The sequence below is a fragment of the Paenibacillus sp. ALJ109b genome, from assembly GCF_010747435.1.
GTDB lineage: Bacteria > Bacillota > Bacilli > Paenibacillales > Paenibacillaceae > Paenibacillus > Paenibacillus taichungensis.
In genome coordinates this window covers 22,903-48,381 of record NZ_JAAIFP010000012.1, presented here as the reverse complement: position 1 = coordinate 48,381, position 25,479 = coordinate 22,903, and the positions used below count along the sequence as shown (strand labels likewise).

The window sequence follows — 25,479 nt, the reverse complement described above, 5'->3', positions numbered from 1 at the left end:
GTGAACGAAAGCTTTACCTAAGCACGTGCACCTTGTTTGCGTTTGTTTGTTGAACGATGCATCCGCCCAAGAGAGAACAGAGCCATACCTATTGCAAGCAGCGACAACGCCATCCAGTACTGGGGATACGCTGGGCCCATGCTCACAACGAAAGGCTCAATAATACTCCCTCTATCCGCTCCAGTCATGTTGTACTTGTACAACCCGGAGGAAGAAGGATCACTGCCTGCTACTCCTGTCTCCAAAATACCCGTAGAGACCACGCTGGTCTGCTCAGCTTCTGATACGTCCGGCTTAAACATCGCCATGTACAGAAAGCTGCATAAAAAAATTGCCAGGAACGCAGCAATCCACAAAGACATATGCTTGCGGATCACAGCAGAGAAACGATTAACCTTTGCCTCTTCTGGCAATAGCCATGGAGACTCCGCGTAGATCCGGTCCATAACATTACGGTTCACTCTCTCTGCCTGCTGTTCTGTCACTGGAACCGGTATGCTGTGCAGCAGAATTTGAGCTTCTTCCCAAACTTCAAATTGCTGCGAACAATCTTCACAACCAGCGAGATGAGCATGAAATGCAATCCGCTGAGGATGAGCTTCCGGCAAGTCCCAGACCAGTGCAAACAGTTCCTGGGCTTCATTGCAATTCATCTGTTCTTCATCCCTTCATATGGCTCGTAGACCGGTTCGAAGAAATAAGGTTCCAATTGAGTTTTTACGCTTGACCTTGCTCTGAACAATAACGATTTTACAGAACTGACGCTCTGCCCAAGAATATTTGCAATCTCCTGGTAGTCTAGTTGATCATACTCACGGAGTATAATCGCAGAACGCTGCTTCTCCGGTAAATTGTTAATTGCATCCCTAACCAGCATCACCCGCTCACTGCGCAATACAGCGTGCTCTGGCGCATTCTCCGAAGGAGCAACAGGTACAAAACCGCTCTCTTCAAGTGGAACACTTCCACTACGCTGTTTGCGAAGCTCACTCAGTACCGTATTTCTCGCAATGGTATATAACCAGGTTGAGAATGAGGCATCCACCTCACGGAATGAGTGCAGACTGCGGAACGCCTTATAGAAAGTCTCAGAACAGAGATCTTCCGCAAGCAGCTCCATATTAGAACTTTTCAACATATGATATACGAAAGCCAGTATTTTACGCTGATAACGACTCATCAGCTCGGAATATAACTCCAGGTTACCTTCCTTGATCTCTCGAATCAACTGGGAATCCGTCATTTGAGTGCGACCCCTCCTCGCCCATCCATGTGCTTCTCCCCGTTCGACTCTATCCATGTATTACCGAACGAGCACAAAAAAGTTGCGGTTTTCACCGCATAAAACAGCGTTCAGCGCCAAAACAGGCTTTCCCGCCAAATTCCCCTATGTAATGGCAATTTCCCCAACGTTTCTACATTAACAGTATTTATTGTACAACGGTCTGCATCATCCTGGCAAATCCATGGCTTCCGTTGAAGCCCGACCAGTCATTATTATGCAACCATTTTCTCGTCCATGACTTCAATTTGATCCCTTTTGTGAAGCCACTCATATATTGGACGAACCAAGGCCTCAAAAAGTTTGCGTGAATAAAGAAATAATTTTAAAATTTCACAGAATTTCGTTATAACATATTTTTAGCAATTGCACCATTAAACCTTATTTCCGATCATCAGGCAATGGACAAAATGCATTTCCAACTCACTTTATGCAAGGATTATATTTCCTTAATTTACGAAAGTTATAATTAATTCAAACAATTTTACTCAAAGTGTTGACAAAATGAAAACGGATACATATAATAAAAGTACAGTATGGTTTCTCTCCACTCCTATCCAATAACTGTATTGCTCCACGTGAGCAATGGCCGCTTATGTAAGCGGTCTTTTTTTTGTCCTTTTTTAGAACATGTCCTGTAACAGCTAATTTTCAACATAAAAAAGAGGGCTTTCGCCCCCTTCCAATAACCTAAACCCACACTTGATACCCCAGGGAATCCAGCAACGTTTTGGCACGTTCCATTTCTTCTTCCTGCCGGAACGACAAACGCATAATGCCCGGCACATCGACCCGGTTCTCAATAATCTCCATGTTGCTTAAGTTAATATCATTCGCCCCAAGCTCGGTGGCAATCTTGCCGATCATCCCCGGTGCATCCTGTACATCCGTATACAGATCATACAACGACGAGATCATGCCTTTCCGTCGTTCTGGCAGCACACTGCGGAACTCGCGTGCCTGACGGAACGCCTCCTCAATGCCCTCACCATTTTGTTGCTCCAGCATTTTGGTGAAAGCCGTCATTTGGCCGTTCCAGTCCTTCAGCAAGCCCAGCAGCACCTCACGGTTGCTCAGCAGAATATCTCTCCATACTATGGCATCACTGGAGGCAATCCGAGTAATATCACGGAAACCGCCTGCAGCCAGCATTTTATACAAAGGGTTCGATTCATTATATTCACGCACCTGGTTCACCAGCGCAACTGCAATAACATGTGGCAAATGACTGATCGCTCCCACTATGTCATCGTGCAGCAGCGGCTCTACACGAACAATCTGTGCGCGTGTATACGCAAGAAGATCAGATAACCTGTCATAAGCTTCCTCAGGTACTTGTTCTGAAGGGGTCAAGACATAGTATGCATTCTCAAATAATACAGCCGAGGCTGCATCCACACCTGCACGCTCAGATCCGGCCATCGGATGACCGCCAATAAAGTATGCATCACTCATGCGGACATGCTCAGCACAAGCTGCGATGGACGCCTTTGTGCTTCCTACGTCCGTAATAATACATCCCTTTTTCAAGGGAAGCTTGGCCAATTGTCCAAAATAGGATTCGAGCAGCCCAACAGGTACGCACAAAAAAATAAAGTCGGCATCCTGTACCGCTTCCTCCAGAGAGAGCGTAGCATCATCCACTACACCACTCGTTATGTACTTGTCCTTCAGTTCAGGCAGGTGGGCATAGCCCATCACCGTTACGCCAGGCTTGCCTTTGAAGCAAAGCGCCAGTGAACCGCCGATGAGCCCTACACCGATCATTGCAATTTTTAGTTTCATGGGTCCTCACTCTTTTCATCGCCAGATTTAAGGGCGTGCTACCGCCTTCTCAGCCAGCGTGTTCTTCAGTGCCGTGACAAACGCACGGTTCTGTTCTGATGTTCCGACGGACACACGAATGTATGTTGGATATACATGGAATCCAGGACGAACGATAATGCCTTGTTTCAAAAGCGACTGGAACGCCGTTGCAGATGGCATGTCCAGATCAACCATGATGAAGTTACCCTGCGAAGGGAAAAACGGCAGTTCTAACCGTGTGAATTCATTTTGCAAATACGCTCGTTCTACCGCATTACGTTCCGCACATTCTTGGACAAAAGCCTGATCCTCAAGTGCAGCCTTCGCCGCAGCCTGACCGAAACGTGAAGTGTTAAACGGCTCACGTACACGGTTGATCAGATCGATCACTTCCGGGCGTGCAATACCGTATCCAATACGCAATGAAGCCAGGCCATAGATTTTGGAGAACGTCCGCAAAATGACCAAGTTAGGATAACGCTCAATCATAGGAACACTTTGTGGATACGCCTCATCCGTTACGAATTCATAATAAGCTTCATCCAGCACAACCATCACATGAGAAGGTACACGATCCATAAATGCCGTCAATTCCTGCTCTGAGATAATTGTACCGGTTGGATTATTGGGGTTACACACCCAGACCGCTTTGGTCTTATCATTGATTTGCGCCAGCATGGAAGTCAGGTCATGAGTTCCATCTTTGAGCGGAACTTCAATGCTGACAGCACCCTCGATGTCAGCGTTACTTTTGTATACAGAGAACGTCTGGTCAGCCATGATGTTCTCGTCCCCCGGGAGGAAGAATGCACGAGTGATCAACGCAATGATCTCATCCGATCCACAACCAAAGATCAGATTATCCCGCTCCACTCCCAGATGCTTCGCCAGCACTTCAGTAAGTTCCGTGGAACTCCCATCCGGATATATGCTTACATTGACCAACTCTCTGGTGATTGCTTCAAGCGCAGCAGGCGAACTTCCATATGGATTTTCATTGGAGGCCAGCTTGATCACTTGCTCCAAACCCAGTTCACGTTTCACTTCTTCAATCGGTTTGCCCGGTTTATATACAGGCAGATTGACAATCTGGGACTTCGGTTTCAAATCCGACCGCCTCCTGTTATTGAAATAGTTATGGACATGCCTCAGCCTGTGCTGAGCATGCCCTGGGGATGTAACATCATTGAATCCCTATCCTTTTAATTGTGCCACAAAGTTGCGAATTTGCAACAGTCCTGCCTGACGCGTATCCGGATTTCCAAGAAGAGGTATAGCTTCTTCCACCTGACGAACGATAGCACTACCAACAACAACACCATCACAGATGCGGGAGAAACGAGCTACCTGCTCGTGACTGGAAATGCCGAAGCCAACAGCGACCGGAAGATCTGTCAGGCTCTTTACAGTTTCAATGAAGCTCTCTACTCCATCGAAAAAGGAAGCTCTCTCTCCCGTGACACCCAGAGAAGAGACACAATAGATGAAACCACGTGCTCCCGTAACAATACGCTCGATTCTCGCGTTGGACGTAGGGGCTACGAGCGGAACCAAATGCACACCTGCAGCATCCGCACGGCGTCGCATATCCTCCGCTTCCTCAATCGGAAGATCCGGGATGATCATGCCACTGATTTCATGTTTGATCAACTCGTCAAAAAATACATCCAGTCCCGTCTGTAACACCGGATTATAGTAGGTGAACAGTACAAAAGGTAATTTCACACCCGCAGCACGCGCTCTTGCTGCTGTCTCCATACAAGTCCGAATTGTGATCTGACTTTTCAATGCACGCTCGGAAGCACGCTGGATTACCGGTCCATCTGCTAGCGGATCAGAATAAGGAACACCGAGTTCCAAAATGTCCGCTCCAGCCTGTTCCAGTTCCTTAATGATCTCCACCGTGGTGTCCACATCTGGATCTCCAACCGTAAGGAATGGAATAAGTGCTGTCCGGTTCTGTTCTTTCAATTGCTGGAAGGTCTGGTCCATCAGGTTCATGCCAAGTCCCCTCCTGTGTATTTCATAATGGATTCAACGTCTTTGTCACCACGACCGGAAAGACAGATCACAACGATATCATCAGCGCTGAGTTCAGGCGCAAGCTTGACGACCTGCGCAACAGCATGGGCTGACTCCAAAGCGGGAATAATGCCTTCTGTTCGGCTTAGCAACTGCAAGGCATCCAATGCCTCCTGGTCCGTAATCGGAACATATTTGGCACGTTTAATATCTTTGAGATAGGAATGCTCAGGACCAACCCCCGGATAATCAAGTCCCGCTGAAATGGAATGGGCTGGCTGAACCTGTCCATATTCATCTTGCAGTAGATAACTCATCGAACCCTGGAATACACCATGTGTCCCTTTGCTCATCGTAGCCGCATGGAACTCGGTGTCCACCCCTTTACCTGCTGCTTCAACTCCAACAAGCTTCACATCCTGATCGCCAATAAACGGATAGAACATACCGATTGCATTACTCCCGCCGCCTACAGCTGCAACAATCACATCCGGCAACCGTCCTTCAATCTCCTGAATCTGGCGCCGTGTCTCATCACCGATCACTCGCTGGAAGTTACGTACCATCATTGGGTACGGATGAGGACCGACTACGGATCCAAGCACGTAGAAGGTATCTTCCACATTACTAACCCAGTAGCGAAGCGCCTCATTACCCGCATCTTTCAATGTACGCGTGCCAGATGTCACCGGAATGACTTCTGCTCCAAGCAGCTTCATCCGAAATACGTTCAATTGTTGTCGCTGTGTATCTTCTTCACCCATAAACACTTTACATTCAAGCCCCAGCAATGCAGCAACTGTTGCCGTGGCAACGCCATGCTGTCCCGCACCTGTTTCGGCGATGACTTTCTTTTTCCCCATCCGTTTAGCCAGCAATCCCTGTCCAATAGCGTTATTGATCTTGTGCGCTCCTGTATGGTTCAGGTCTTCACGTTTCAAATAAATTTTGGGTCCACCCAAGCGGCGGGACAATTGCTCTGCATGGTATAAAGGCGTTTCCCGTCCAGAATACTCGCTTAGCAGGTAATTCAGTTCCTTGTTGAATTCCTCATCTTCGGAAAAGTGGCTATACGCTTCCTCCAGTTCGATCAGAGCGTTCATTAGTGTCTCAGGTACAAAGCGGCCTCCGAAGGGACCGAAACGCCCGTGTTGATCCGGCAATTGATGTGTCATGCCTGCTTCACCCTTTCTACAAATGCTGTAATTTTCGCAATATCCTTCACACCTTCGGACTCTACGCCGCTGGATACATCGACGCCGTCCGGTGCATATGTCTGTATCAGTTGTTGCACATTATCCGGCTGTAATCCTCCTGCCACGAACAACACGATTCCATGTTTTCTTGCCCACTCGGCGTAGAAAGGAATTCGTTCCCAGGCAAAGGTTTTACCGGAGCCCCCTCCATAGAGCGGGTCAAACGTATCGAGCAATATGGCGTCCACCACATTTTTATATGGATCAAGTGCCAGTAAGGCGGTATCGTCAGCTAATGAACCTGTTTCATCTTTTGGAAAAGAGAAAGCCTTGAACACTTCGATACCGAAGCGCTGTTTCACCTGTTCACAAAATTCCGGCGATTCCTGTCCGTGCAGCTGAATGACATCCAGGCGTGAAATCTGCATGATGCTTTCCAGCTCTTCGAGCGTGGGATTCACGAAAACACCCGCCAGCTTCGGCCGATCGAACATCGTCCAGTCCAAGAGAACCGTTCTTAGCTCCGCACCCTGTTCAGGTGTAATACGGCGACGGGATGGGGCAAAAACAACACCAACGTAATCCACAGGCAAGTTTATCATCGATTTTAGCACTTCAACGTCCTGAAGTCCACATATTTTTACAGCCGCTGCCGGCCGGTTTCGCAGATCCACGTCTCTGCTGCTTGTGCCGTCATGATTGATTGCATTCATGCTTTTGGTCCCATCAGTTCATATACCGCAGCCTCAACATTGTCTTTGCGCATCAGGTGCTCCCCAACAAGGATACCATGCACACCTGCCTCAATAAGAGATTCCAATGGCTGAGGACCGTCAATTCCACTTTCACTGATTAATGTTACACCCTCCGGAATCAAATTCATCAAATCCAATGTGGTGTTCAGACTCGTTTCGAACGTTTTAAGATTGCGGTTGTTGATGCCCACAAGTGTTGCCTGAGGAATACCAAGTACTTGCTCCAGTTCAGCACGGTCATGGACTTCAATTAATGCATCAAGACCCAGGCTCTTGGCAAATGTCAGATATTGACGCATTTGTTCGGGTGTCAGAATGCTCGCAATCAGCAAAACGGCATCCGCGCCAAGCAGCCTTGCCTCGGCAATCTGTCGTTCATCTATAATAAAATCCTTGCGCAGTAGCGGTATGTTCACAGCTTCATGAATGGCCTGCAAGTATTCGCTATTTCCCTGGAAATAAGAAACGTCGGTCAATACGGATATACAATCCGCTCCAGCTCGTTCGTATGCGGAAGCAATTTCTACTGGATGGAAATCAGGACGAATCAGTCCTTTGGACGGAGAAGCCTTTTTCACTTCAGCAATGAGACCCAGCTTACGGTTACGTCTCTCTGATAAAGCACGTTCGAATCCACGAGTAGTGGGTAATGCCTCTATCTTTTTCAGCGCATCGTCCATCTGAAATGTTTGGGCGAGAACTTCAACTTCTTTATGTTTGGTTGCTACGATTCGATCAAGATACATGACTGTACGCCTCCGTTGTATGAATTAACTGTTCCAGCTTCCCGGCAGCCTTGCCGGAGTCTACAGCTTCTGTCGCCATCAACACACCTTCTGCAATGGTATTCGCTAGACCGGATACATAGATGCACGCCCCGGCATTCAACAGAACGACATCGCGGTATGCGCTCCGTTCTCCCTGGAAGATCCTTTTAATAATTTCGGCGTTCTGAGCCGCATCTCCTCCAAGAACCGATTCCAGCGGATGTAACGATAATCCCATATCACGTGGATCAATGTCATACGTATGCACTTCACCATTACGCAGTTCGGATACTTGTGTAGGTGCAGAGATGCTGATTTCATCCAGTCCATCATGACTCGCTACGACCAAAGCTCTTTTCAGCCCCAGACGATTCAGCACTTCAGCGATCATCGGTGTCCGGCTGCGGTCATATAAACCAAGCAATTGTCGATCCGCTCCCGCAGGATTGGTTAGAGGTCCGAGCATGTTAAAGATCGTACGCACACCCAGCTCTTTTCTTGGCGCAGCAGCATGTTTCATAGAAGGGTGGTACACCTGAGCAAAACAAAAACAGATTCCGATCTCATCGAGACATTGTCTCGCCTGCTCTCCGTCCAGATGAATATTCACGCCCAATGCTTCAAGTACATCCGCACTGCCCGCTTTACCTGAAGCAGAGCGATTACCATGCTTCGCCACCCGGACAGATACTGCTGAAGCAATGATGGCCGATGCCGTTGAAATGTTGAACTTATGAATACCTGAACCACCTGTTCCACAGGTGTCCAGCAGTCCATTGCCGTCGGTTAGGATCCGTCCGCCCTGTCCACGCATGGCTTCGGCAAACCCCGTGATTTCATCCACCGTTTCCCCCTTCATCCGCAAGCCCATAAGCAAACCTCCGATTTGAGCCGGAGTGGCCTCACCTCTCATGATGGAGTACATTAAGTCGCGCGCTTCTGCCTGCTCCAGATGGCTTCCCTCCAAAATTTTGGCAAGGCCATTCTTCATCCCTTCCGCATGACTATCTTTAGTTACAAATCGCTCTGATTCTTCATTCATGACTGGGTTCATATTCATTTCCGGTCTCTCCTCTCTCAGTTTTGTGCAGCCGTGGCTGGGGTAACAAAATAATCGGCGTTGGCAAGTTTCAAGGTGTGATCCTTCTCTTTGGCAGGAAACATCGCTTCTGCTGTGCGAATCGCCTTCAGCAGCGCTTTGGCTTTATTAACTGTTTCTTCATATTCATTCTCAGGCACCGAATCCCATACGATTCCGGCTCCAGCCTGCACATAAGCTTTTCCTTTTTTGAAAATAATCGTTCGAATTGTAATACAGGAGTCCATGTTTCCTGAGAAACCAAGATAACCGATAGCACCTGCATAAGCACCCCGTGCTTCTTTTTCCAGTTCCGCGATAATCTCCATCGCACGCAGTTTCGGCGCACCGGATACCGTCCCCGCTGGCAAACATGAAAGAAATGCATCAAAGAAATCCTTGTCTTCTCTAAGCTCACCTGTAACGTTAGACACCATGTGCATGACGTGGGAATATCTTTCAATCTCCATGAACATGTCACATTTCACACTTCCGAAGTTAGACACACGTCCCAGATCATTACGCCCCAGATCGACAAGCATCAGATGTTCCGCACGTTCCTTCTCATCCTGCAACAGATCTGCCGCTAATGCACGATCTTCTGCTTCCGTAGCTCCTCTTGGACGAGTTCCCGCAATCGGCCGTGTCTCTACGCGGTTTCCATCCACTTTTACCAACGCTTCCGGTGAAGTCCCTACGATAATTTCATCGTCCATCTTCAGATAATACATGTAGGGTGATGGATTCAACGTCCGAAGCACGCGATATACATGCAGCGGAGAAACTTCGGTATCAATATGGAAACGTTGGGATAACACCACTTGAAAAATATCTCCTGCCCGAATGTACTCTTTGGCCTGTTCTACATTCCCGATAAACTGTTCCTTCGTGAGATTGGATCGAATATCCCCCAGTTCCACGTCTCCTGGAATGGAACGCGGATTCAGGTTTTCCCCTGGTCCTTGCTGCTGCAAGCGTTCAGCCGCCTGTTCCAGCTTCTCAGAAGTTAAAGCATAAGCTTGACGGATATCATCATCCGTTGCACCGTCTTTCACATGTACATTGCCCACAAGCAGCATCTGCTGCTTCACATGGTCAAACACAATAATCTGGTCACAGAACATGAAGCGAATATCATCCATTTTCAGATCATCCAGCGCGTGGGCCGGAAGCTTCTCATAATATTGCAGCAGATCGTATCCAAAGAAACCGATGGCCCCGCCTGTAAATGGCGGCAGTTCATCATCTTTCGGACTGCGATACTTGCGCAGCAGCGCTTTGAGTTCTTCAATCGGTTTGCCTGGCAATTCTCGAATCTGACCCGCTTCTTCTACCACGATCCGCCCTTTTTTGGCGGAGATCATCAGGAACGGATCTGTACCGATGAAGGAATATCTCGCCCATTGAATTCCACCCTCCACACTTTCCAGCAGAAATGCCCGGTCGTTGTCAGCATAACGGCGGAAAATCCGAATCGGGGTCTCCATGTCTGCCAGAATCCGTTTGACTACCGGAATCAGATTATATTCATTCGACATTTTCAGTACTTGATTAACGTTTGGCGTTATCATCAGATCACGTCCTTTCAGATTTATATAAGTTCAACTAAAGAGGTTTACACTGAGCACTCCGATGACAGAACAACCTTCCGATCGCTGTTATCCCCAGATTTTTTGATTCCCTTTCTAAAGGGAAAATCCGGTGATAAAGGCGAACGCTCCGCTTCTTCAGGTTATTTCTGTCCTCTCCGTTTTTGTGTAATAAGTTTAGTTGAACCTATATGGGTAGAAGAAACAATTCAATATACAACAAAAAAACCTCTACCATCAGGTAGAGGTTTGGTTATAAGCTGTTTCAACAGGTTGGTGTTTCATAAATAACAAGTCCCTATACATGCATCCTTACCGAATTATCACACAGGCTGTTGTATGGATGTAATATAAATCCATCAAATACAAAGGAAATGTACCGGCATACACTGATTCTCACCCATTGCACTCATTCTTTCATGAAATGCATGAGGATATCGGTCGTGTTATACCTAAACAAAACGATGTCGCTAGACACGTTTGCATTCCTTCATCCTGTTTCTAATAATTCCGTAGCACGACGTACCGCGAATCAGTTGACCGGCTTCTGTTGCTCCGGTTACCACCCGCTGGACTCTGCTATATACTCCACTCATCTCAGCTGCTCTCAGCTCAATCTCTACTCTACTCAACTGGTTCTCACTATACATCATTCCGAATGATTTGACAACCACTCTAATCTTACGAATTGGAAGGTGCCGCTAAATCGGGACGCAGAGACTGTGCACCGTTAAGATACACATGGTTGATTTCATTCTGACCTTTTGCAGTGTTAACATGTACCATAAAACGGATGCACTGTGGCAAGGCGCCTGCAACCGGAACTTCTAATGCACACATCAAAGGTACAAGCTCCCAGCCATCCAACTGGCGAATTGCCTTTGCTGGGAAAGCTGCATCTAGATCTCCAGTCATCGTAATCCAGACACTGCAAATATCTTCGGGTTGGATTTCGTTACGATCCACGATTTCCTGCAAAAGTACAGCCGTTTCTTTCAAAATATGTTCTTCGTTATTATGCGTGACCGTAGTAGCCCCGCGAATTCCCCGAGTAACCATCGCTTTTAATCTCCCTTCTTGAGCATTTCAATGACTTCGCGTACTGCCGTAACCGGTACATCCTTTACAATTCTGGCAGCGCCGATCCGGTCAGGAATAATGAAGACCATATGGCCCTCACGGAACTTTTTGTCGTGCATCATTGCATCCATTAATGCATCTGTATCCAAATGTTTTGGCATCGTCACCGGAAGGCGCAATGAACGCAACATGCGAACCGTATCGTCATAGAGTCCTGCTGGGGCTCCCAACTTCTCGCCGAGCAATGCCGAGCCCGCCATACCAATCGAGATGGCTTCACCATGTAGAAATTCGCCGTAACCGGCAATCGCTTCAATAGCATGACCAATCGTATGACCCAGGTTTAACAATGCACGTTCTCCATTTTCACGTTCGTCACGTGATACAATCTCTGCCTTGATACCACAGCCTCGTTCCAAGCCATATCCCAATGCCTCTGAATCAAGGGCAAGCAACTCATCCGCATGCTCCTCACACCAGTATGCAAAAGCTTCATCCCTAATGAGTCCGTGCTTCAGCATCTCTGACAAACCAGCCGAGACATCGCGTGGCGGCAAGGTTTGAAGCGTATCCACATCATAGAGTACCAGCTCTGGCTGATGGAATGCACCGATCATATTTTTAGCCAGCGGATGATTGACAGCTACCTTGCCGCCAACACTGCTGTCATGCGCCAGGATCGTCGTAGGCACCTGTACAAACTTGATTCCACGCATATATGTAGCAGCAACAAAACCAGCCAGATCCCCTACTACACCCCCGCCTAGAGCAACAATCGCCGAACTGCGATCTAGTTTGCCTTCGATGGCGACAGTCATCATATCCTGATATACCGAAAGGGATTTCGATGTTTCACCCGATGGAACAACTGCGGAGACGACTGTAAAACCAGCCGTACTCAGCGTTTGTTCCAAATTGGATAAGTATTTGGGTGCCACATGATCATCAGTAATAATGAGTAAGGGGCTTTTTTTTGTTAAGCCATATTGCTCAAAATATTGAGGTGCTTGAGACAACAGGCCGCTGCCAATTAGGATTGGATAAGAGCGCTCCTCCAACTGCACTGTCAGCTGGCGCATCTTAGTAATTCTCCAGTTGATTATTGTAGTTAGCGAAGTTTGCGCGAATTTCCTCCATGGAGTCTCCGCCAAATTTCTCAAGGAAAGCTTTTGCAATTTCCCAGGCTACCACATGCTCCATAACAACGCTAGCTGCCGGAACAGCACATGCATCAGAACGCTCAACCTGAGCTGTAAATGCTTCTTTTGTATCGATATCCACACTTTGAAGCGGTTTGTACAACGTAGGAATAGGTTTCATAACCCCACGTACCACAACTGGCATACCGTTAGTCATTCCGCCCTCGAATCCACCCAAACGGTTGGTAGCTCTGTGATAACCACGTTCTTCACTATGCACAATTTCATCATGCACCTGAGATCCACGGATCGTTCCAGCTTCGAAACCGATACCAATTTCCACACCTTTGAATGCGTTAATGGACATTACACCCTGAGCAATCCGTGCATCCAGTTTACGGTCATACTGTACGTGGCTACCAAGCCCTACAGGTACACCTTCAACGATACATTCCACGATTCCTCCGATGGAGTCGCCTTCCTGCTTGATCTGATCAATGTAGGCTTCCATCTTCTTCTCGGTTTCTGCATCGGTCACACGTACGGAAGAAGCTTCTGTCACTTCGATCAGCTCATCGATCGGCAGATCCTGATAAGGAGCTTCAATTTCTCCGATACGGAGCACACGTCCAGCTACTTTGATTCCGAATTCAGCAAGGAATTGACGTGCAATAGCACCACATGCTACACGCACCGTTGTTTCACGGGCACTGGAACGCTCCAGTACATTACGCAAATCTTTCAGGTTATATTTGAGCCCACCATTCAAGTCAGCATGTCCCGGACGTGGACGATGAACGCGACGTTTCTCTTCGTCACTGCCTTCAATCGGCTCAATATTCATAATATTCTGCCAGTGTTTCCAGTCATTATTTTGAACAACCAATGCTACAGGAGCACCTGTTGTATATCCATGACGGATACCACCAACGAAATTGGCTTGATCCTTCTCAATTTGCATCCGACGTCCACGGCCATATCCCTTCTGGCGGCGGTGAAGCTGAAAATTCAACTCTTCAAAGTCAATATTCAGATTGCTTGGCAATCCTTCAATAATTGCGGTTAATTGGGGTCCGTGCGTCTCCCCTGCGGTTAAATAGCGTAAACTCATAATACGTTCCCCCTTTAAACTGTTAAACTTCACATTGCTAAAATCCCATAATTTCTTTGCTTATTATAGTATAGCTGACCCGCTTTGACAAGAAAGCCGGTCGTTTCTTGTCCTTAAATAGATTGGACCCGAATGGTAATTGAATGAGATTTCGACGTGTCTGAGAGATATCCTTTCATCCATTATGCAAATAACCGCCTGGACACATATACATGTGCACGCCAGACGGTTATGAAATAATTAAAATTATTTTTTGCGGTAAAAGAATGTTTCCGCTGTCTCCAGACCATATTGTCCTGGGGAAAAAATCTGCTCCGTACTGCCCACGAACAAAATACCACCGGGACGCAAACTTGTTGCAAACTTGTGATACAACAGGTTTTTGGCTTCCTCGGTAAAATAGATCATGACATTGCGGCACACAATCAGATCATATCCTTCGTCAAAACGATCCAGTAACAGATTTTGCTTCATGAACTTAACTGAACTTTTCAATTGTTCATCAATACGGTACACCAAGCCATCCTGCTTGAAGTATCGATTGGCTGTTTCCTTCGGAACATCTTTAAGCGAGCGTTCCATATAACGCCCTTCCTTGGCTTTGGCGAGAGCACCTTCATCCAAGTCACTTGCCGTAATGGAGCTTCCCTTAAGAATGCCCATCGTGTCCAGAATCATCGCTAGCGTGTAAGGTTCTTCGCCTGTGGAACAAGCGGCACTCCACACTTTAACGCCACGCTTCGGACCTAGTAACTCAGGCAGGATTTCATCCCGCAGTACTTCCCAGCGATTAGGGTTACGCCAAAATTCCGAGACGTTAATGGTCATGCGATCCAGAAACTCATAAAACAAGGACTTGTCCTTTTGCATGGCATCAAAAAAGATAGAAAACGTATGAAATCCGTTTTTGTTACGAAGTGTGGTCAGCCGTCTTTTCATCTGGCCTTCCTTGTATTGAGCAAGATCAATGCCTGTGCTCTCTTTGATTTTCCGAATAAATCCGGCGTAATCCGGGTCTAGTAGTTGTTCCTGCTCCAGCATCGTATCACCCTTCTGGCTAAAAAATTACAACCAGGCTGCGATGCTCTTGTCGTACGTTACCAGCTCATCCGGAGTAAAGAAGTTTGCTGCTTCACGAGTGGCGCTTTCCGGTGAATCCGCCCCATGAATCAGATTATGCGGTGTGTGGCTGGCGAAATCTCCGCGAATTGTACCCGGAGCCGCTTCCTTCACATTGGTTTTCCCGATTACGATGCGCGCAAGTGCCACGATGTCGTCACCTTCCCAGACCATAGCAAATACAGGTCCAGATGTGATAAAACGAACCAGATCATCGAAGAACGGTTTCCCCTCATGTTCAGCATAATGGCGTTTGGCCTGATCTTCAGACATCTGCACCAGCTTGCCTGCCACCAACTTAAATCCTTTGTCTTCCAGACGGCTAACGATACGCCCTATCAATCCACGCTGCACACCATCCGGCTTCACCATCAAAAATGTACGATCCATAGGCTCACTCCTCACTCACGGTTCAAAGTTATTTCATTATGTAAACGCAATCCCTTTGATTGTAACATACATGTCCAAATCCTCCCAATGAGGAATATCACATGAATGTTATTTTTGAGTAAGAGACAGCTACACGAGGAACTGCATTCATGAAAAGATGCCCGTCCATAGCAGTCTAATGTTCAAACATATTAATGCGTACGTTTTACCACAAAATGAGCGATATCACGCAAGTTTTTGGTGGTCTTGATGTTAGGTAGTTGATCCAGAGCATCGAGCGCTTTCTTCATATATCGGTCAGCCAGGGCTTCTGCTTTAGCAATTCCTTGACTTTGGCGAATCATGCCAATTGCATCGGATGCACTCGCCCGTCCCTCCTCGTGCTGAACGCGGGTTATCTCCTCCAGCAAAGGTTCACGCAAATTAGGTTCCTGCAATGCATAAAGTACAGGCAGCGTGATATTTCCCTGCTTCATATCACTCCCTGGAGGCTTGCCCAATTGCTTCTCGGTACCAACCAGATCAAGTACATCATCTTGTATCTGGAACGCCATACCCACGTTGTAACCATAGGTGTACAGCAACGAAGATACATGTTCCGGCGCACGAGTAGCAAGCGCCCCCAGCTGGCAGCTGACAGCAATAAGAAGCGCCGTTTTGCGACGAATTCGCAAGAGATAGTTACGTACACTTTGTCCCGTATTGAAAAAGTCCCGAATTTGCTCCATTTCACCAATGGACATCTGCACCATCGCTTTGGCCAGAATACGGTGTATCGCCGGATCGGACAGGCCTGCAGTCATCTCAAGCGCCTTACCGTAAATGTAATCTCCGGTGTACATGGCAATCCGATTATCCCATTTGGACTTCACCGTTGGTTTACCTCTTCGTGTCGCGGCATTATCAATAACATCATCATGAACCAGTGAAGCCGAATGAATTAGTTCCAACGGAACCGCTACCAGCTTCAGACGTTCAATATCGTATGTACCAAATTTCCCACCGAGTAACACAAATACCGGACGCAAACGCTTACCCCCTGCCTTGAGCAGGTGAAGTGACGTTTCACTTAGCAGCTTCTGTTCTCCCTGAACACTGCGATATAACTCTTTTTCAATGTAGTCCATGTCTTTTTTTAACAACCCGAAAATATCCAATAGTTTCATTCGTTCACCCGTGTCAGCGTATTGTCAGTCCATAAATCCATGCTTACCTTCCCCTCCAGCAAGTCGGGCCTGCAGGCATAACGAAAAACCAGGGCTTGCCTTTCCTGCTTGTGTTCTTCTGAGACGTACTACTCTTCTTCGAATGTCAAGGCCGACATCCGGGAATTAAACTCTGCGACTTGTTCTGAAACATAAGTACAGAAGTTGCCGGAGCATGGGTCAAGGCTGTGGTTCCATCCAAACATCACCATCAGCGCTCACCAATACCCCGGGATTGGGGGACAGCAAATTGCCCCTGCAATTCGGTCAGCAGATTCAAAATTGCAGGAAGCTAAAAAGTTATCCCCGTTCATCCGGTTCTCCCCATCTGGTAAAAAGTTGATGCGGGATGCGCAGACTATCAAGCACTTTACCCACCAGAAATAGAATCAACTCGTCCATCGTTTGGGGTTTGTAATAAAAAGCAGGCATGGCTGGTATCATTCGGACACCAAGCCGTGAGAGCTTCAGCATGTTTTCCAGATGGATTGCATGCAGTGGCGTCTCACGTGGCACCAAAATCAGCGTTCTTCCCTCTTTCATCATGACATCAGCAGCCCGGGACATTAGATTGTCCGACGAGCCTTGTGCAATGGATGAAAGAGTTCCCATGGAGCACGGCATTATAATCATGCCTTCTGCCAAGAAAGAACCACTTGCGATGGAGGCACCAATATCACTAACGGGATGATAGATTAGGGAACCCGAACGGCTGCCGAATTTTTCTTCCAGCACACGGTCCCGATTCGTAACATCCCAGTCCATTTCTTCTTTTAATACACGCCACCCAGCATTGGAGATCACCAGATGCACGGTGTATTCAAGATCAAGCAGCGTTTCAATTAATCTGATGCCATATATACTTCCACTGGCCCCGGTAATTCCGACAACTAGTCGTTTATTGTCCGGCTGCTGCATCTTTATTTCACCGCCAGATCAATTAAAGTAAATGTAAATACAACCAGACTGAGCACACTGTTCATTGTAAAGAATGCGGTCTGCACACGGCTCATGTCATTTGGCGATACAATATAGTGTTCATAGAAGAGGATACCATAAGTAATCAGCATTCCGGCACCATACCACCAGCTCAGATCAGTCAACAATAACAAAGCAAGAAAACCGATTGCGGTAATCACGTGGAAGAACTTTGCGATCTGCAATGATTTGTTAAGACCAAAACGGGAAGGTATGGAATGTAGACCTTCGCCCTGATCAAAATCCAGATCCTGACATGCATAGATGATATCGAACCCTGCAGTCCAGAACACAATCGTAACGTACAGTACAATCGCTGTCCAATCCATCGTACCCGTTACCGCTACCCAACCCCCTAGTGGAGCCAGACCAATGGTCATACCGAGCACTACGTGGCACAACCAGGTGAAACGTTTGGTATATGAATACAATACCAGCATAAATACAGCTATCGGCAACAGCTGCATGGATAACACGTTAAGGTTGGATGAAGCCCAGAACAAGAGCACAAATGATACTATGATAAAAATAACGACCTCACCGTTTTTCAACAAACCGGCCGGAATTGCTCTCATTGCGGTACGTGGATTTTTCTTATCTATGGCTTGGTCAATCATGCGGTTCAAGCCAAAAGCAGCACTTCTTGCACCAATCATAGCCAGTAATACCCACATTATCTGCATCCAGGTCGGGAATGTATCATTCACTACCATGGAACCGAGAATGGCCCCCATAAATGCAAAAGGTAATGCGAAAAGCGTATGTTCAATCTTAATCATTTCTAAAAAGATGCGAATTTTCCTAAACATGCTGATTCTCCTTGGTTCCAATATGCAATGCCGCAATACCTCCGGTCAGAGGATAGGCCTGCACTTGCTTTAATCCGGTTTCTGCAAAAATGTCGGCCAGTTCCTTCCTCCCTGGAAAAAGTGCCAGCGAGTCCGGCAGCCATTTATACTGCTCATAACGTTTGGCAAACAATTTGGCAATGTTCGGTAATAGTTGTTCGAAATAAAAATAATAAATAGCTTTAAATGGCTGCCATGTCGGCTTAGATAACTCCAGACAAACTACCATGCCTCCCGGTTTCACTACACGCTTCATCTCTGATAGAACCTGTCTGAGATCCGGTACATTGCGCAGGCCAAATCCAATGGTGACATAATCAAATGAATTGTCTTCAAAGGGAAGTGACATCGCATTGCCTTGAACCAGCGTGATCTGTTTCTGACGGTTTACAGCATCAACTTTGGTCTGTCCAACTTCCAGCATATTGCTGCTAAAATCAAGTCCATGCATGTGACCCGTTTCACTTGCTTGGGCCATGGCAAGTGTCCAGTCACACGTGCCGCAGCACAAATCGAGACCGGTATCGCCTTTGGACATATTCATTTTCTTCATGGTAAATTTACGCCAAGCTTTGTGCCTGCGGAAACTCAGAATATCATTCATGACGTCATATTTACCAGCTATACTCTGAAAAACAGAATGGACAAATTCTTCTTTAGGTTTGGTCTCTCCGCTCCCCATTCGTCTGTCTCCCCCTCAATCTTCCCTAACTGCCGCATGTGAAGGCTGCAAATACGTCAGGTAAGGCTCCAGGATTGCATTGATCTCATGCAGGCCTAGTTGATCTCCCTCGTCTTGCAGCAACAGTTGTATACGGTGTGTACACTCACGAAGCTTGTCCAGCAAAAACTCGCCGATCCGATACTTCAGCACCATACCGCTCCATGCTCTTGTATCCGGCTCAGGCTGACGCAGCATTTTCCGCTCATCGTCATTACCGTACTCGTAAATATGCCAGAAAGCATAACTGTGATAAAAACTCTGTTCGTCATTCATCCGACGCAGCTCTTCCATAATTGCCTCGCAATAGCTGAATTCGGCCAACAGGTCGTTCCATAGCGATGCTTCGTTATCGCGGATCATGCCTGTAAAAGAAAGAAACAGCTGCATCCTCAGCTGTACTGTTTCACGCAAGTATTCTTCAGCCGAAACGAGAAGCTTTTTCATCCGTTCATACAGCGTCATCTTGCGTGCATTCACTTCGGATACAGCACCACTAAGTTTACCGATCATTTCAATTTTACCTGCATGGGCAAGTAACTGATAGAAACGACTACTGAAATAATCTCCGGCAAGCACGTTCAGCTGGCGTGAGCGCATTTCCAGTTCTCTACGCTCTCCAGATATCGTATCGATTCGATCATGCGTATCCATGGCCAACTGAACGAGCGAGGTTGCGAGAGCATATAGCTCATCATGAACCTTTTCGTCTGTGCGGCCCACAAATACCTGCAGCAGACGAGCCCGGCTATCCGGAAATGATGGGATTTCCGTATGTTGTCGAATCATGTCGTAATCCGTATATTTCTTTGCTAGTTGGGGTACGCGATATGAATTCATTCTCAGCCTCCGAGCCTTTACATTGTTAAACCATTTCTGCACTACAATCTTATATATTATAGCATATGTTTATCGGGCACGCACTGAATCATGCTATTCTATTACCCCTGACTTGACATTTCGAATTGCTTCTTCCAAAGTTCGGTCTCCATCAAGTGAAACCAGTCCTTTAGTTCGTCCGAGAGGATCGGACTGTTCCAGTCTCGAAGCGTTTCGATTGCATACATCGGCCATTCCCCACGCCGAAAATCGGCAGCGAGCAATAAATGTCTTTTGTGAAGCCATTCATCCTCTGCCATAACACGCAGCATCACCTGTTCCACGTTATCGAGACTTCGAAAGCCCAGATCTGCCACAGCGGCCATATTTCCATAGATTTCGGTGTAACTTGTGCTGGTTCCGGTAACCTTTAGATCAAGTGTCAAAATGGATTGTTTCCACTCCACCCTGGCAATGGGTGTCGATAATTTCATAGTGCTCAGTACGTCCACCAAATTGTCTTCCGTTAACTGGACGGGATGCTGTGTCGCCGAAACGGGCTGTACGTTTTCACCACCCCAGGTACGCATATGTAAGGTTTGTATGGCAACAAGTAGAAGGACCGCCGCAACCGTTGCCAGCATTGAAGCAGTCACGATCATCCGCGGTTTCATAAATGCCTCCCTGCCCTTACCCGTTAGTGTAGTCTGTCCGGTAAAGGCTCATACCTCATTGTACAATGAAAAAAAGCAGGCTATGCCTGCAATTTTCATTATTCCGACTGAATCTGTCCATGCTTCGTAATCAGCGTGGCTTTTCCACGGATTTTAATGGCGGAAGTATGATTGGTAAACTGGGCAAACATGACTTCCCCCTTATCCAGCTTCTCCGTATGGTGGAAGCGGGTATCCTGACCTCGGGTTAAGCCGATCACCTGAACACCGTTCTCCTCCGCCTTAATTACGATATAATCACTGCCGGTTGGATGATCCATCACGCACATCCCCTCTCCTAGTTCAATAGCGTTAATGATGATAAAGATTGTTTCATTTGTCAACCAGCCCTTATGTGAATGGAGCGCAATAATCTTTTACTCCCAGGTCATACTACAAGTGATCCAGCCACAGAAAGGAGAGTCTATATGAAGTACATTCCCGCAGCACTGACAGACGAGCATGTTCACAAGTTAAAAGAAACCGAACAGCATCTGTCCGCAGCAGCTGGAGAAGAGCTTATTCTGATTGCCTATGCACAGCAACCGGATGATCCGGAATTGCAAGATGGCAGGAAGAAAAATGATTAAAGGACAAAAGAAAAGGCCGTGAACAAGTCACGGTCTTTTTGTCGACATATGGAATATGTAGAAATCTTATTTAATTCCGTCTTTGAGCGCTTTACCTGGTTTGAATGCAGGAATTTTGCTCGCAGGAATTTCGATTTCTTCACCTGTTTGCGGGTTGCGTCCTTTACGTGCAGAGCGCTCGCGAACTTCGAAGTTCCCAAAACCAACCAATTGTACTTTGTCTCCGCTTTGAAGAGCCTCAGAGATTGCTTCGAATACGGCATCAACCGCTTTCGTTACATCCTTTTTGGACAATTCAGTAGCTTCGGACACGTGTGTAATCAAGTCTGATTTGTTCATTTGTTTTTTCACCTCCTGAATCAATGTCCTGAATGTTATACTGTGTTTCCGTTTTATAGCGAAATATACGTTCATACACAAAAATCTACGTACATCTTGAGCGTGATGAACAGAAATCTCGGCCTGCGGTCAACAGTCATTTCTGGCAGAATGTCGCCTGAAACAAAGGTTGTTTCAGACGCCGAACAAATTTTATACTAATACAGACAGCACACAATTTCAAGTGCGGTTGCGGTTTAACACGTAAAATGTAACCGCCAGGGCAAGCACGAGCACCCCACCTTTTACAATATCATGCGTGAAATATTGAACATTCATCATTGTCAAACCGTTCACCAGAACACCAATCAGAACCGAACCGATGAATGTTCCGATCACGTTTGGTTTACCTGCACCAAATACGGAAAATCCGACAAACACAGCAGCCACGGATTCCATTAACAACGGAGAACCCGCATCTATTTGCCCTGAACCTACTTTGGATGCATAGATAATACCGCCGATTGCAGCAAACACTCCAGCAGCTACATAAGCGAGTGTACGCACCTTTTTCACCTTGATACCGGATAGGCGTGCCGCTTCTTCATTGCCCCCCGTAACGTACATCTGGCGCCCATACTTCGTATAGGTCAAAAAGATATGCACACCGATAACCGCAATGAGCAGCAGGATGACCGAAATCGGCATTCCCAGCCATTTTCCCTGCCCAAGCTGCAGAAATGTGGGGTCCATCTCTCCGGCAGCCTTGCTTCCGTCAGGAAACTGCATATGGTTATAGATCGTGTATCCTTGAGCATACGTTTTATGAATTCCACCGATAATGTACATCGTGGCAAGTGTAGCGAGTAGATCCGGGATACGCAGTTTCACAATGAGCAAGGAATTAAGCCAACCAATCACAGCCCCAATAATTAGTGGGACGATAATGACAACTGCCAGCGGCTGCTGATACCAAATCATCAATGAAGCAGTAACGACAGTAGTTAACGAGACGGTAGCCCCCACCGAGAGGTCAAATCCATCAACAATGAGAGATAAGGTAACACCAATCGCCACAAATGTCACGATAGAGATTGAACCCAAAATATCGGTCAAGTTACTATATGTGAAGAAATAAGGCAATTTAATACCGAAAAATGCTATAACACCAATAATAACGATAATTGCGCCATAACGGAACGCAAAATCCAATGATTTATCCTTCATGCTCCCACCTCTTGTCCACCGCTTGCATAGTATAGCAGCTGTTCTTGGTTAGTCTCGCCCCGTTTGAATTCCTTTACGATAGTTCCTTCACACATGACTGCAATTCGATCACCAATGCCCAATCCTTCATCCAGTTCACACGTGAAATAGATAACAGCTTTACCCGCCAAAGCCAGTTCGTTAATGATGCGAAAGATGTCACTTTTGGCGCCGATATCCACACCTTTTGTCGGCTCATCAAAGATAAAGACGTCTGCGTCCGCATTCAGCCATTTGCCAATGGCCACCTTTTGCTGATTGCCACCGCTTAAATACTTCACTTCCTGCCGCACTGACGATGTTTTGATACCGAGCTGCTGCACCAAAGATTCCGCATTCTCACGCTCTCGCTTTCGACTTACAAAACCTAATCTACTAAGACGTGCAAGCAAAGGCAGGCTCAAATTCCGTTCTACGTTTTCCTCAATTAAAATCCCCTGTTTCCGCCGTTCCTCAGGCACGGAGACAATGCCCTGAGCCGCAGCATCAGCTGGTTGGGAAAGACGAAGTTCACGATTGTTAAGCCGAATCTCTCCACTCTCCAGCCGATCTGCACCAATCAACAAGCGGGAACATTCCGTTTTCCCCGCACCTACAAGCCCTACCACAGCAAGCACTTCGCCTCGACGAACAGACAGGTCCACGCCCTTGACCCGGACTCCACGCCGAAGTCCTCTTGCTTCCAGCAGCACTTCACCTACCGGTGCTTCTGTCTTGGGGAACTCTTCCTCAAACGGTTTTCCGAGCATCTGCGTCACCAGATCATTAATCGTAAGCTCTTTTGCCTCACCCGTGAACACATGTTGTCCATCTCTCATAACGGTAACGCGGTCACAGTGACTTGTAACTTCAGGAAGACGGTGCGTAATAAAAATACATGCCACTCCGCGTTCTTTCAATAAATGAACGATTCGAAAAAAAGCATCCGTTTCTTCCTGGCTCAGCGGTGCAGTTGGTTCATCAAAAATAATGACCTTGGCATCCTGAATCAGGATACGTGCGAGCAGAATCATCTGCTTCTCCGCGAGTGTCAGGTCGGCTACTTTTTTGTGAACGGATATAGCCGCTCCTAATTGCTGCAAAGCTTCAGCCGCACGCTGTTGCAGTTTCCGCGGGCTTTTCCACCAACCTCCACTCGGCGACGCCAATTGATCCAGCATAATGTTCTCGGCAGCTGTCAATTGGGGAACCAGCGCAGCATCCACCTCCTGGTACACACAGTGAATTCCACTCGCTTTGGCATCGCCTGGTGAATTCAGATGAAGCGTTTGCCCACTTAATTGAATGGTGCCCTGATCCAGTTGATAGGCACCAGATAGAATTTTCATCAATGTGCTCTTGCCGGCACCATTCGCACCAAGCAGCGCATGAATTTCCCCGCCTTTCACGGAGAACTCCACGTCTTTCAGTGCAGGAATGCCTGCAAACTGCTTGTGGATATGTTCCATTTGAAGCAGAATCGGTGCAGTACTCATGACGCCAACCTCCAATCGCTCCCCTCCGGGAGTATCACTATTCTCATGTAGTTAGTTATATTTACATCATGGTTGGAAAAAGCGCGCCTTGCGGCGCGCCTCCGTTACGCTGTTTTATTTAGCAGTAACTCCGTATTCCGACATCCAATCCTTGATTCCCTGTGTACTACCTCCCCAGCCCTCAACATACTCAGACAGCTCTGAAGTGGAGATTTGTTTGTCAGGCAGCGCATCGCGCTGTACATAAACCGGGTTGAGAACCACTTGATCCTCTGTCTCATCCCCATTCAGCTTCTGGTACGCATAACGAACCTGAACACGTCCAATGTCTGTTGGATCAACCGCTGCGGAAGCTACCCAAGGGTTTTTCGGATCCTGGATCATCTGCAAATCTTCATCACTCATATCAATACCATATACCTTGATCTCGTCACGTCCTGCTTGCTGAATGGCACGTGCTGCACCTTTAGCGAACTCATCCCATGCTGTCCATACCGCTGTGATTTCACCTTTTGGATATTGTTTCAGAATCGCTTCCATTTTGGCTTGTGTATCCAGCGCCGGGTTCTGAGCCGAGCCAAACGTGGCAATCTCCTTAATGTCCGGGTTCTCTTTCAGGAACTTGCCATAAGCAACCTGACGACGTTCCATTGGTGCAAAGCCGGCAACCCATACTTTTACGATATTGCCTTGTCCGTTAATATCTTTTTTCATTTGCTCCAGCGTAAGTTCAGCCATCTTTTGATCATCCTGGGACAACACTGTTGCTCCCGGAACACTAATGTCTGCATCGAACACAACAACCGGAATGTTTTGTTTTACTGCCTTTTTCACGCCCGGCGTCAGCAAGGAATCCCCGTGATCCGTTAGAATGGCATCAAATTTCTGGTTAATTGCGCTATCGAGCAACGATACCATTTTGGCTTTATCATTATCGGCGACAAACGTAGTCAGTTGTCCTCCGAATTTTTCGATTTCTTCTTTAACCCCTTGCACATATTGCTGTGAGAACGTACCTGTGTTAAATTCCATAATCAGTGCAATTCGTTTTCCACTGAGTGGGCCTGTTACTGCTTCGGTTTGAGGCTTGTCCTCTGCTGCGCCGGAAGCTGTAGTTGAAGCAGGTTCTTTTTTAATTCCGCAAGCGGACAGCGCCAATGTAAATACAAGCAGCACACTCAACCATACCCATTTTGTGTTTTTCCCTCTCAT

Annotated in this window: 28 protein-coding genes; 1 reads left to right on the top strand and 27 read right to left on the bottom strand. The window is 47.1% G+C overall.

Annotation, left to right across the window (positions count from 1 at the left end; all coding sequences use genetic code 11):
• Window positions 1–17: 17 nt before the first annotated feature.
• The 23 genes from G3352_RS14020 to mtrB form a co-directional block, all read right to left on the bottom strand.
• Window positions 18–653 (bottom strand): anti-sigma factor family protein, encoded by a 636-nt coding sequence (locus G3352_RS14020; RefSeq protein WP_163757340.1) that lies wholly within the window; start codon window positions 651–653, stop codon window positions 18–20.
• Entirely contained in the window at window positions 650–1,243 is a 594-nt protein-coding gene (locus G3352_RS14015) for an RNA polymerase sigma factor (RefSeq protein WP_163757338.1), read from the bottom strand. The genes G3352_RS14020 and G3352_RS14015 overlap by 4 nt, the downstream gene beginning before the upstream one ends.
• 729 nt (window positions 1,244–1,972) lie before the next feature.
• Complete coding sequence (locus G3352_RS14010; protein ID WP_163757336.1) at window positions 1,973–3,067, bottom strand: prephenate dehydrogenase; 1,095 nt, start codon at window positions 3,065–3,067, stop codon at window positions 1,973–1,975.
• A 27-nt stretch (window positions 3,068–3,094) separates the two neighbouring features.
• Window positions 3,095–4,195 (bottom strand): histidinol-phosphate transaminase, encoded by a 1,101-nt coding sequence (hisC, locus tag G3352_RS14005; RefSeq protein WP_163757334.1) that lies wholly within the window; start codon window positions 4,193–4,195, stop codon window positions 3,095–3,097.
• Window positions 4,196–4,282: 87 nt separating this feature from the next.
• Complete coding sequence (trpA, locus tag G3352_RS14000) at window positions 4,283–5,089, bottom strand: tryptophan synthase subunit alpha (RefSeq protein WP_090900565.1); 807 nt, start codon at window positions 5,087–5,089, stop codon at window positions 4,283–4,285.
• Window positions 5,086–6,285, bottom strand: coding sequence for a tryptophan synthase subunit beta (gene trpB / locus G3352_RS13995; protein ID WP_063566776.1), 1,200 nt, complete (start codon window positions 6,283–6,285; stop codon window positions 5,086–5,088). Before trpB ends, trpA begins: the two co-directional genes overlap by 4 nt.
• Entirely contained in the window at window positions 6,282–7,019 is a 738-nt protein-coding gene (locus tag G3352_RS13990) for a phosphoribosylanthranilate isomerase (protein ID WP_163757332.1), read from the bottom strand. Before G3352_RS13990 ends, trpB begins: the two co-directional genes overlap by 4 nt.
• Window positions 7,016–7,807, bottom strand: a complete 792-nt coding sequence (gene trpC / locus G3352_RS13985; protein WP_163757330.1) for an indole-3-glycerol phosphate synthase TrpC — start codon at window positions 7,805–7,807, stop codon at window positions 7,016–7,018. The genes G3352_RS13990 and trpC overlap by 4 nt, the downstream gene beginning before the upstream one ends.
• Entirely contained in the window at window positions 7,797–8,819 is a 1,023-nt protein-coding gene (gene trpD / locus G3352_RS13980; RefSeq protein ID WP_397333630.1) for an anthranilate phosphoribosyltransferase, read from the bottom strand. The genes trpC and trpD overlap by 11 nt, the downstream gene beginning before the upstream one ends.
• A gap of 86 nt (window positions 8,820–8,905) precedes the next feature.
• Entirely contained in the window at window positions 8,906–10,477 is a 1,572-nt protein-coding gene (trpE, locus tag G3352_RS13975) for an anthranilate synthase component I (protein WP_063566774.1), read from the bottom strand.
• A gap of 488 nt (window positions 10,478–10,965) precedes the next feature.
• Complete coding sequence (locus G3352_RS13970; RefSeq protein WP_205524871.1) at window positions 10,966–11,127, bottom strand: hypothetical protein; 162 nt, start codon at window positions 11,125–11,127, stop codon at window positions 10,966–10,968.
• Between the two features lie 49 nt (window positions 11,128–11,176).
• Window positions 11,177–11,554: a chorismate mutase gene (aroH, locus tag G3352_RS13965; RefSeq protein WP_063566773.1), complete on the bottom strand. Its 378-nt coding sequence runs from the start codon at window positions 11,552–11,554 to the stop codon at window positions 11,177–11,179.
• Window positions 11,555–11,559: 5 nt separating this feature from the next.
• Complete coding sequence (gene aroB, locus G3352_RS13960; protein WP_163757326.1) at window positions 11,560–12,654, bottom strand: 3-dehydroquinate synthase; 1,095 nt, start codon at window positions 12,652–12,654, stop codon at window positions 11,560–11,562.
• Window position 12,655: 1 nt separating this feature from the next.
• On the bottom strand, window positions 12,656–13,825 hold the full coding sequence (aroC, locus tag G3352_RS13955; protein WP_063566771.1) for a chorismate synthase: 1,170 nt from the start codon (window positions 13,823–13,825) through the stop codon (window positions 12,656–12,658).
• Window positions 13,826–14,071: 246 nt separating this feature from the next.
• On the bottom strand, window positions 14,072–14,866 hold the full coding sequence (locus G3352_RS13950; RefSeq protein ID WP_076288938.1) for a CheR family methyltransferase: 795 nt from the start codon (window positions 14,864–14,866) through the stop codon (window positions 14,072–14,074).
• Window positions 14,867–14,890: 24 nt separating this feature from the next.
• On the bottom strand, window positions 14,891–15,334 hold the full coding sequence (gene ndk / locus G3352_RS13945; protein ID WP_063566769.1) for a nucleoside-diphosphate kinase: 444 nt from the start codon (window positions 15,332–15,334) through the stop codon (window positions 14,891–14,893).
• Window positions 15,335–15,525: 191 nt separating this feature from the next.
• Window positions 15,526–16,500: a polyprenyl synthetase family protein gene (locus G3352_RS13940; protein ID WP_053780687.1), complete on the bottom strand. Its 975-nt coding sequence runs from the start codon at window positions 16,498–16,500 to the stop codon at window positions 15,526–15,528.
• Window positions 16,501–16,839: 339 nt separating this feature from the next.
• Window positions 16,840–17,457, bottom strand: a complete 618-nt coding sequence (locus G3352_RS13935) for a UbiX family flavin prenyltransferase (RefSeq protein WP_163757323.1) — start codon at window positions 17,455–17,457, stop codon at window positions 16,840–16,842.
• A 2-nt stretch (window positions 17,458–17,459) separates the two neighbouring features.
• Window positions 17,460–18,326 carry a UbiA-like polyprenyltransferase gene (locus tag G3352_RS13930; RefSeq protein ID WP_063566766.1) on the bottom strand — a complete coding sequence of 289 codons (867 nt, stop codon included), beginning with the start codon at window positions 18,324–18,326 and terminating at the stop codon, window positions 17,460–17,462.
• Window positions 18,319–19,047, bottom strand: a complete 729-nt coding sequence (locus G3352_RS13925; protein ID WP_076288936.1) for a demethylmenaquinone methyltransferase — start codon at window positions 19,045–19,047, stop codon at window positions 18,319–18,321. The genes G3352_RS13930 and G3352_RS13925 overlap by 8 nt, the downstream gene beginning before the upstream one ends.
• A 15-nt stretch (window positions 19,048–19,062) precedes the next feature.
• A complete protein-coding gene (locus G3352_RS13920) occupies window positions 19,063–19,926 on the bottom strand; it encodes a heptaprenyl diphosphate synthase component 1 (protein WP_163757321.1) in 864 nt (287 codons plus the stop codon).
• A 101-nt stretch (window positions 19,927–20,027) separates the two neighbouring features.
• On the bottom strand, window positions 20,028–20,579 hold the full coding sequence (locus G3352_RS13915) for a hypothetical protein (RefSeq protein ID WP_163757320.1): 552 nt from the start codon (window positions 20,577–20,579) through the stop codon (window positions 20,028–20,030).
• Between the two features lie 98 nt (window positions 20,580–20,677).
• Window positions 20,678–20,899: a trp RNA-binding attenuation protein MtrB gene (gene mtrB / locus G3352_RS13910; RefSeq protein WP_024630669.1), complete on the bottom strand. Its 222-nt coding sequence runs from the start codon at window positions 20,897–20,899 to the stop codon at window positions 20,678–20,680.
• 147 nt (window positions 20,900–21,046) lie between these two features.
• Between mtrB and G3352_RS13905 the strand changes: the two genes are divergently transcribed.
• Complete coding sequence (locus tag G3352_RS13905; protein WP_163757318.1) at window positions 21,047–21,208, top strand: hypothetical protein; 162 nt, start codon at window positions 21,047–21,049, stop codon at window positions 21,206–21,208.
• A 66-nt stretch (window positions 21,209–21,274) separates the two neighbouring features.
• On the opposite strand, the gene G3352_RS13900 is transcribed toward G3352_RS13905, so the two are convergent.
• The 4 genes from G3352_RS13900 to G3352_RS13885 all read right to left on the bottom strand — a co-directional run bounded on the left by G3352_RS13900 (window position 21,275) and on the right by G3352_RS13885 (window position 25,479).
• Entirely contained in the window at window positions 21,275–21,547 is a 273-nt protein-coding gene (locus G3352_RS13900; RefSeq protein WP_024630670.1) for an HU family DNA-binding protein, read from the bottom strand.
• A 219-nt stretch (window positions 21,548–21,766) separates the two neighbouring features.
• Window positions 21,767–22,753: an ABC transporter permease gene (locus tag G3352_RS13895; protein ID WP_063566763.1), complete on the bottom strand. Its 987-nt coding sequence runs from the start codon at window positions 22,751–22,753 to the stop codon at window positions 21,767–21,769.
• Window positions 22,750–24,267: a sugar ABC transporter ATP-binding protein gene (locus G3352_RS13890; protein WP_163757316.1), complete on the bottom strand. Its 1,518-nt coding sequence runs from the start codon at window positions 24,265–24,267 to the stop codon at window positions 22,750–22,752. Before G3352_RS13890 ends, G3352_RS13895 begins: the two co-directional genes overlap by 4 nt.
• Window positions 24,268–24,381: 114 nt before the next feature.
• A complete protein-coding gene (locus G3352_RS13885; protein ID WP_163757315.1) occupies window positions 24,382–25,479 on the bottom strand; it encodes a sugar ABC transporter substrate-binding protein in 1,098 nt (365 codons plus the stop codon).